The organism is Ideonella sp. B508-1 (assembly GCF_000333615.1).
In the GTDB taxonomy this organism is placed as follows: domain Bacteria; phylum Pseudomonadota; class Gammaproteobacteria; order Burkholderiales; family Burkholderiaceae_C; genus Ideonella.
In genome coordinates this window covers 1-8,379 of record NZ_BADL01000540.1, presented here as the reverse complement: position 1 = coordinate 8,379, position 8,379 = coordinate 1, and the positions used below count along the sequence as shown (strand labels likewise).

At 70.2% G+C, this 8,379-nt stretch carries 10 protein-coding genes; 5 read left to right on the top strand and 5 right to left on the bottom strand.

Features of this window, described 5'->3' with window-relative positions:
- The coding region (locus I73_RS32840; protein WP_026097024.1) for a PAS domain S-box protein at positions 1-391 on the top strand (391 nt) is incomplete at its 5' end.
- Entirely contained in the window at positions 331-744 is a 414-nt protein-coding gene (locus tag I73_RS29620; RefSeq protein ID WP_374701972.1) for an HAD-IA family hydrolase, read from the top strand. The genes I73_RS32840 and I73_RS29620, both read left to right, overlap by 61 nt.
- Here I73_RS29620 and I73_RS29615 read toward each other — a convergent pair.
- From I73_RS29615 to I73_RS21080, 3 genes are read right to left on the bottom strand one after another with little or no spacing between them, the layout of a single operon-like run.
- Entirely contained in the window at positions 650-1,651 is a 1,002-nt protein-coding gene (locus tag I73_RS29615; RefSeq protein WP_022982435.1) for a GlxA family transcriptional regulator, read from the bottom strand. The two genes, I73_RS29620 and I73_RS29615, sit on opposite strands and share 95 nt — an antisense overlap.
- A gap of 17 nt (positions 1,652-1,668) precedes the next feature.
- The gene (locus I73_RS21085; protein ID WP_022982434.1) at positions 1,669-2,310 is read right to left on the bottom strand and encodes a GlxA family transcriptional regulator; all 642 of its coding nucleotides are present in this window, start codon (positions 2,308-2,310) and stop codon (positions 1,669-1,671) included.
- Positions 2,307-2,888, bottom strand: a complete 582-nt coding sequence (locus tag I73_RS21080; protein WP_040501267.1) for an isochorismatase family protein — start codon at positions 2,886-2,888, stop codon at positions 2,307-2,309. Before I73_RS21080 ends, I73_RS21085 begins: the two co-directional genes overlap by 4 nt.
- A 272-nt stretch (positions 2,889-3,160) precedes the next feature.
- Between I73_RS21080 and I73_RS21075 the strand changes: the two genes are divergently transcribed.
- On the top strand, positions 3,161-3,526 hold the full coding sequence (locus I73_RS21075) for a hypothetical protein (protein WP_148289879.1): 366 nt from the start codon (positions 3,161-3,163) through the stop codon (positions 3,524-3,526).
- An 18-nt stretch (positions 3,527-3,544) separates the two neighbouring features.
- Here I73_RS21075 and I73_RS21070 read toward each other — a convergent pair whose 3' ends face one another.
- Both I73_RS21070 and I73_RS21065 read right to left on the bottom strand, forming a co-directional pair.
- Positions 3,545-4,750 carry a M20 aminoacylase family protein gene (locus I73_RS21070; RefSeq protein ID WP_022982431.1) on the bottom strand — a complete coding sequence of 402 codons (1,206 nt, stop codon included), beginning with the start codon at positions 4,748-4,750 and terminating at the stop codon, positions 3,545-3,547.
- A 42-nt stretch (positions 4,751-4,792) separates the two neighbouring features.
- Positions 4,793-5,932 (bottom strand): ABC transporter substrate-binding protein, encoded by a 1,140-nt coding sequence (locus I73_RS21065; RefSeq protein ID WP_026097022.1) that lies wholly within the window; start codon positions 5,930-5,932, stop codon positions 4,793-4,795.
- Between the two features lie 123 nt (positions 5,933-6,055).
- Between I73_RS21065 and I73_RS21060 the strand changes: the two genes are divergently transcribed.
- Both I73_RS21060 and I73_RS29610 read left to right on the top strand, forming a co-directional pair.
- Complete coding sequence (locus I73_RS21060) at positions 6,056-8,104, top strand: molybdopterin-dependent oxidoreductase (RefSeq protein ID WP_022982429.1); 2,049 nt, start codon at positions 6,056-6,058, stop codon at positions 8,102-8,104.
- A gap of 14 nt (positions 8,105-8,118) precedes the next feature.
- Positions 8,119-8,379 (top strand): aminopeptidase (locus tag I73_RS29610; protein ID WP_040501265.1); only part of this gene is annotated, 261 nt, incomplete at its 3' end.

Below are 8,379 nucleotides of genomic sequence, written 5' to 3'. Positions count from 1 at the left end.
GGTCCACACCGCCCCGGAGCATGGGGAGTACGTGGCCGTGACGGCCGTCGACGGCGTGGCCCGCATCAATGCCTACCGTCGGGTGCAGGGGCACCAGCTGTACCTCCTGGTGGGCTTGCCCGAGACAGACTTCCCCAAGGGCTGGAACCGGGTGGATGCCAGCGTGCTGGGGCTGGCGCTGGCGGCCATCGTCGTGGCCTTCCTGACCATCCTGTCGCTGCTGCAGCGCTCGCGCCGGGCCATCGACCTGATGGAGGGGCGTTGCGAGGCCATCGTGAATTCCTCGCGCGACGCGATCATCTCGACCACGCCCGAAGGCCTGGTGACGAGCTGGAACCCGGCGGCCGAGGCCCTGTTCGGCTACCGGGCCGAGCCCTTCTTCGGGCCTTGAAGGCGGCGGGCCACCGCTTGTTCTTCCTCTCCAACATGCCCGAGCCCTACGCCTGCTACCTGGAGCAGCACCACGACTTCCTGGCCTGGTTCGAGGATGGTGTGTTCTCCGCCCGGGTGAAGACCGGCAAGCCGGGGCTGGACATCTTTCACCTGGCCCTGGCCCGCTTCGGCGTGGCGCCCCAGGAGGCCCTGTTCATCGACGACCACCTCGAGAACATCCAGGCCGCGGCCCAGCTCGGGCTGCCGGCATTGCATTTCACCTCGGCTGCGCGGCTGAGCCAGGATCTGTCGGCCCGGGGTCTGCGTCTGCTTGACGGGTTCGGGCCCGACGCCACTGGCGGGTCGAACTGAAGCCGGCCAGGTCGGCCGCCCGTTCGCGCGTCATGCCGCTGCCATGGGCCTCCCGGGCCAGCGCCAGGCGAACCTGCTCGACATGCTGACGCGGTGACACGCCGGCGTGCAGCTGGAACAGCCGGGTCAGGTGGCGCGGCGTGACATGGGCCACTGCGGCCATGCGCGCCAGGCTCCAGTCCTCGCCCGGTGCTTCCACCACCGCGTTCTGCACGGCATGGACGGCCGGGTGCAGATGGCGCCGCCCGGTCAGCAGGGGGGAGTGCTCCGGGTCTTGCTGACCGCGTCGGTGGAACACCACCATCACCTGCGCCACCGCGGAGGCCGGTCCTTCTCCGAGCACCTCGGCGACGAGGTGCAGGGCCAGGTCGATGCCCGCCGTGATGCCTGCGCTGCTCCAGACGGGGCCGTCCTGCACGAAGACACGGTTGCCCCGCACCCTGCAGCGGGGCGCCAGCCGGGCCAGCTCGTCCAGCAGCTCATGGTGGGTCGTGGCCTCGCGGTGGGCCAGCAAGCCGGCGTCGGCCGCCAGCAGGGCACCGGAGCAGACGGTCAGCAAGCGGCAGGGGCTTGGGTCCGTCTGCAGCAGGGGCGCCAGGGTGCGGTTCAGCCAGTCCCGCGCCGTCAGCCAGGCGGGTTCGGGATGGATCACCTTGGAGGCTTCACCCGGGCGCCCCAGCAGCCAGACCCAGCTCTCGGGGGGCAGCGTTGCGGGCAGCGGCATCAGCCCTCCCAGGGGCAGGCCCACCGAGCTGAGGACGTCGGGGGTGGGACTGATGTAGTGCAGTGCGAACGCGGGCGGCAGGCCGCGCCGCGCCAGCTGTTGGTTGGCCAGGCGGAAGGCTTCCGCCGGGCCGGCCAGGTCCAGCAGCAAGGTGTCGGGCAGCACCAGGAACCAGAGGTTCACCGGGCCTGTCCCTGGGTTCATTCGGTCGGATCCCATGGGTAGTCCAGCTGGCGGGCAGTGCGCTGGGCCAGTTCCACACCGGCGCATCGTCGCACCAGGTGCAGGCTCAGGTCCAGACCTGCCGCGATGCCGGCCGAGCTGAGCACCCGGCCGCTGTCCACCCAGCGTCGGTCCGGTCGCAGCCGCAGGTGCGGATGCTGCCGCCCCAGGGCCTCGAGATCCTCCCAGTGCGTGGTGGCCTCGGTGTCCCGCAGCAGGCCCGCATCGGCCAGCAGGAAGGCGCCGGTGCAGATGGACGCGACCAGCCCGGCACCTTGCCCCAGGCGGCCCAGTTCGGCCAGGAAGGTCACGTCGCGTTGCAGTGCGTCCACCACGCCGCCCGGCACGATCAGCAGGTCGGGTGGGCTGGCCTCACCGAGCGCCAGATCCGCTTGCAGGCCCAGCCCGGCCCGGGCGCGCACCGCCTGCCCGTCGGGGGAAGCCGTGCGCAGCCGAAAGGGCGGGGGCGAAGACGGGCGGCGCGCCCGGGCATCCGGCGCCTGCCTTTGCGCCACCCGGTTGGCGGTGGTGAAGACCTCGTAGGGGCCGGCGAAGTCCAGCAGCTCCACGTCGTCGAACATCAGCAGCAGGATGTCCGTGGGTCGGCTGTCGGGGTTCATGCCGCCCCCTCGGTCGTGGCCCGCGCCAGGGCCTGTGCCACGGTGCAGACCCTGGCGAAGCGCCCGGCCAGGACGGTTTCGGTGCGCTCGCGCAACTGGGCTGCGCTGATGGGCGTGCCGGCCGGGCTCACCATGTCGAAGGTCAGGGTGGCCTCGGTCACATAGTCCACCGCCCAGCCCTCGTCGCTGGCATGGCGGGCGGTGGTCTCGCAGCACTGCTCGGTGCGGATGCCGGCCACGATCAGCCGGCGCAGTCCGTGTGCACGCAGCCAGTCGCCCAGCCCGGTGCCGACCAGGGCGCTGTGGCGGTGTTTCTCCACCACCCGCGCGGCCTCGAAGGCAGGCAGGCCGGGCAGGGCGCGCACCAGACCGCTGGCATGGGCAAAGGGGTTCTCCGGTACCTCGGGGCCGTCGGTATGGAAGACCTGGACGATGGGCCATCCGGCGGCCTGGGCGCCCGCCAGCAGCCGGGCGGTGGCATCCAGGTAGGCCGGAAGTTCGGCGGCGGACCAGTAGGGCCGGGCCGTGAAGGAGGCCTGAACATCGATGAGCAGCAGGGCAGTGTCGGAAGAGGACATCGGGATCACCTCGGAGGAATGAAGGACGGTGATCAGGATGATCCAGGGAGAAGCCATGGTGACCGAGGCCGTCACAGGACCTGTTGCGGTCAATTCAGGACATGATGTTGGCGGGGAGGTCGCCAGGAGGCTGGCTGCGACGGGGGCGGAACTCCGCGGTGATGTCCGCTTTGTTTCCCCGTTTGTGCACAGGGTTTCTCTCCCACCATGGCGGCAGGCGCAGTGAGACAGGTCCGGAGGTCGGGCCGGCTGTCGCCCCCAAGGGAGTTCACATGTCTGTTTCTGCTGTCAGCAGCGGTACCGTGGATTGGACGTCCGGCAGTGTGGCCGACACCGCCAAGCAGTTCCACCAACTGGGCAAGGCCCTGCGTCAGGGCGACCTGGATGCGGCCAAGGACGCCTACAAGGACATCCTGAAGAACCCGCCGCCCAACGCCACCTGGAACCCGGATGGTGCCTTCGCGCAGGTCGGCAAGGCCCTGGCCCACGGGGATGTCCAGGGTGCCAAGTCCATCGCCGCCGATGCGATCAAGGAATTGCGCGCCAGCCGCCAACCGCTGCCGCCGGCCAGCGACCCGGTGCCCACCGGGGCCGAGAGCGCGTCTGCCTCGTCCGGCTCCATCGATGTGATGGCCTGAGTTTGCGGGACGACCGGCTCAGGCGGCGCTGGTCAACCAGCGCTCGGTGAGCCGGACCCACAGCGCGGCGCCCTGAGGGATCAGCGCGTCGTTGAAGTCGTAGTGCGGGTTGTGCAGGGTGCACGGCCCCATCTGCCGCGCCCCTCCGTCATGGGGCATGCGGTGCTCGCCGCTGCCATTGCCGATCATGAAATAGGCCCCGGGCGTCTTCTCCAGGAAGAAGCTGAAATCCTCGGCCGTCATCGCCGGCTCCATCTCCAGCGTGCCGTCCGGGCCGGCCACCTCGCGCATCACGTCGCGCAGGAAGGTCACCTCGCGGTCGTGGTTGATGGTGGGCGGGTAGTTGCGGTGGAAATGGAACTCGGCCGTCGCACCGAAGGCCGCCGCGGTGTGTGTGGCGATCTCGCCCATGCGACGCTCGATCAGATCGAGCACCTCGGTGGAGAAGGTGCGCACCGTGCCCTGGATCTCGCAATGGTCGGGCACCACGTTCGAGGCCTCGCCGGTGTGGATCATCGTCACCGAGATCACAGCGGTGTCCAGCGGCTTCTTGTTGCGCGTCACGATGGTCTGGAAGGCCTGCACCATCTGGCAGGCCACCGGCACCGGGTCAATGCCCAGATGGGGCAGGGCGGCGTGGGCCCCCTTGCCGCGGATGACGACTCGGAACTCGTTGCTGGAAGCCATGATCGGCCCCTTGCAGACGGCGAAGTGGCCGCTGGGGATGCCGGGCCAGTTGTGCAGGCCGAAGATGGCCTCCATCGGAAAGCGCTCGAACAGGCCGTCGGCGATCATCTCGCGGGCGCCGCCGCCGCCCTCTTCGGCCGGCTGGAACACGAAGTGGACCGTGCCGTCGAAGCGGCCGTGCTGCGCCAGGTGGCGGGCCGCCGCCAGCAGCATGGTGGTGTGGCCGTCGTGGCCGCAGGCGTGCATCTTGCCCGGGTGGCGGCTGGCATGGGCGAAGCGGTTGTGCTCGGTGATGGGCAGGGCGTCCATGTCGGCCCGCAGGCCCAGCGTGCGGCCACTGCTGCCGCGCCGCAGGATGCCCACCACCCCGGTGCGGCCCAGCCCACGGTGCACCTCGATGCCCCAGCTCTCCAGCTGCCGCGCCACCAGTTCGGCCGTGCGATGCTCCTCGAAGCAGAGCTCGGGATGGGCGTGGATGTCGCGTCGCAGCGCGACGAAATCGTCCGCCTGCGCTTGGAGGTCAGCCAGCAGGGTCATGGGAATCTCCGGATCGGGTCAAGGATCTTAGCCGCGCGACCCTCAGGTGCGCACGCCGCCATCCCCTGTGAGCATGGTGACTTCCACGAAATGCGAGCCCACGTGGTCCCGGGTGCTGAAGCTCAGCGGGAAGCCGCCCAGTTGCAGCGTGCCCAGGCCCTCGAGCCCATTGACCAGGCCGTCCCGTCCCCGGCCGCCACGGCTCAGGCCATCCACCAGCACCCGTGCGGCGATGTAGCCCTCCAGGCTGGTGTAGTTGGGCTTGAGCTTGGGGTCCGCGGCCTTCAGGGCAGTAAGGTAGTCGCGCACGATGCCGCTGGTGGTGGAGAAGGGGTTGGGCACCACCTGGGTGACCATCACCCCCAGGGCTTCGCGGCCCAAGGCGTCGGAGAGGGCCTGGGTGCCCACGAAGGACACGTTGAAGAAGGTGCCGCCGTAGCCGGCCTTGCGGGCCGCGCGGATGAAGGCGGCGCAGCTGGTGTAGGCGCTGATCAGCACGATGGCGTCGGGGCGGGCGGCCACCAGGGTCTTGACCGCGGCCGCCACATCGCTGCTGTTGCGCTCCACCGTGCCCACGGCCACCGGGCTCAGCTGACGCGACTGCAGCGCCTTGGTCACCCCGTCCAGGCCGGCCTGACCGTAGCTGTCGTTCTGCCGAAAGACGCCGATCTTCTTCAGGCCCAGCTGGGTGAGGTGCTTGACGATGAGCGCCGTCTCGTCCTCGTAGGAGGCGCGGATGTGGAAGACGTTGCGGTTGAAGGGGTTGCGCAGCCCCATCGCGCCGGTCAGCGGCGCGATCAGGGGCATCTTGGCGGCCGTCAGCAGGGGCAGTGCTGCCAGCGTGGTGGGGGTGCCCACATAGCCGAACAGGGCGAAGACATCGTCGGACAGGAAGCGCTCGGTGTTGAGCCGGCAGCGCTCGGGCTCGTAGCCGTCATCCAGGGCGCGCAGCTCGATCTGCGCGCCGCCCACGCCACCGCTGGCATTGACCTTGTCGAACACCAGGCGGGCGCCGCGGTTGAACTGCAGGCCCAGCTGGGCGGCCGGGCCGGTGAGGGCCGCCGACTGGCCCAGCACGATGCGCCCCTCCCGGGCCTGGGCGAGCACCCCCGTGGGGAGGGCTGCGGCCACCCCCAGGGCGGCGCTGTGTTGAAGAACGGTACGGCGGTTGACTGCGTGCATGAACTTCCCTGAACGTGAAGCCTTTCGGGGGCTGTCCGATTGTTGCAAAAGGTCAGGGCCTGTTGACGTTTTGAATCGGGCGGACCCGCGGGCTTGTGTGACCGGCTGTGACATCATGCCGGGATGAGCCTGACCCGTGATCCCTCGGCCGCGACGCGTGTGATCCACGCGGCCTGCCCGCACGACTGTCCCGACACCTGCGCCATCCGCGTGACGGTGGCGGGTGAGCAACTGATCCGCCTGCAAGGCGAGCCTGATCACCCCACCACCCACGGGGCCTTGTGCACCAAGGTGTCCCGCTACGCCGAGCGCAACAGCCATCCCGAGCGGGTGCTGCAGCCGCTGCGTCGTGTCGGGCCCAAGGGTTCCGGGCAGTTCGAGCCGGTGGGCTGGGACGAGGCCCTGGACGACATCGCCGCGCGCCTGAAGGCCATCGCCGCGCGCGACCCGCAGGCCATCCTGCCCTACAGCTACGCCGGCACCATGGGCTTTGTGCAGGGCGAGGCCATGGCCGGCCGCTTCTTCCACCGGCTCGGGGCCTCGCAGCTCAACCGCACCATCTGCGCCGAGGCCGGCGCCACCGGGCTGGCGCTGACCTATGGTGCCACCGTGGGCATGCACCTGGAGCATTTTGCCGAGAGCCGTCTCATCCTGATCTGGGGCAGCAACTCCATCGCCTCCAACCTGCACTTCTGGACCTATGCCCAGGCGGCCAAGCGGGCCGGCGCCAAGCTGATCGCCATCGACCCGCGGCGCACCGAGACGGCCGAGAAGTGCCATCAGCACATCGCCCTGCGGCCCGGCACCGACAGTGCCCTGGCCCTGGGTCTGATGCACGAGCTGGTGGTGAACGACTGGCTGGACCACGACTACCTGGCCCGGCATGTGGAAGGCTGGCCCGAGCTGCGCGAACGTGCCCTGCAGTGGCCGCCCGAGCGCGCGGCCGAGGTCTGTGGCATCAGCGCCGACGAGGTCCGTGGCCTGGCGCGCGATTACGGCACCACGGCCCCCGCGGCCATCCGTCTGAACTACGGCATGCAGCGGGTGGCCGGCGGTGGCAATGCCGCCCGGTTGATCGCGCTGCTGCCCTGTCTGGTGGGGGCCTGGCGCCACCGGGCCGGGGGGCTGCTGCTGTCCGCCTCTGGCTGGAACAAGCCCTTCCGCAACCGGGCCCTGGAGCGCCCGGACCTGCTGGCCGGCCGCCAGCCGCGCAGCATCAACATGAGCACCATCGGCGACGAGCTGCTGCGCGAGGCTTCGCCCACCTTCGGGCCGAAGATCAAGGCCCTGATCGTCTACAACAGCAACCCGGTGGCGGTGGCGCCCGAGTCGGCCAAGGTGGTGGCGGGCTTCCGCCGCGAGGACCTGTTCACCGTGGTGCTGGAGCACTTCCTGACCGACACCGCGGACCACGCCGACTACGTGCTGCCCGCCACCACGCAGTTGGAGCACTGGGACGTGCACGCCAGCTACGGCCACACCTACCTGCTGATCAACGAGCCGGCGCTGCCGCCGGCCGGGCAGGCGCGCTCGAACGCCGAGATCTTCCGCCAGCTGGCTGCGCGCATGGGCTTTGACGAGCCCTGCTTCCAGGACGATGACCTGAGCCTGGCCCGCCAGGCCTTCGAGGTGGATTTCGACGAACTGCGCCGCGTGGGCTGGCTCAAGCTGCCGGTGCCCGAGGCGCCGTTCGCCGAGGGCCGTTTCTTCACCCCCAGCGGCAAGGCCCAGGCCTGTGCGCCCGGCCTGCCGCTGCCCGACCATGTGCCCAACCACGAGAGCGCCGAGCGCGACCCGGCCTTGGCGCAGCGCTACCCGCTGGCCATGATCTCGCCGCCGGCCCGCAATTTCCTCAACTCCAGCTTCGTCAACGTCAAGAGCCTGCGCGACATCGAAGGCGAGCCGCTGCTGGAGATCTGCGAGGCCGATGCCCGGGCCCGCGGCCTGGCTGACGGCCAGCCGGTGCGGGTCTTCAACGACCGGGGCGAGTACCACTGCGTGGCCCGTGTCAGCCCGCGCGCCCGCCCGGGCGTGGTCAACGGCCTGGGCGTGTGGTGGCGCAAGCTGGGCCGCAACGGCACCAACGTCAACCAGCTGACCCACCAGCGCCTGACCGACCTGGGCGAGGCCCCCTGCTTCTACGACTGCCTGGTGGAGGTGGCGCCCCTGTGAGGGCGGTGTTGAAGATGACGTGGCGACGGCTGGTGCGCTGGGCCGCCTGGTTGGGGGGCTCCGGCCTGGGCGTGCTGCTGCTGAGCCTGGGGACGCTGTGCCTGACCTCGGGCTGCAGTTCGGTGGGCTACCTCTGGCAGTCAGCCGGCGGGCACCTCAGCCTGCTGCACAGCGCCCGGCCGGTGCATGACTGGGTCCAGGATCCACAGACCGGCACCGCCCTGCGCGAGCGCCTGCTGCTGAGCCAGCGCATGCGCGACTTCGCCATCCAGGAG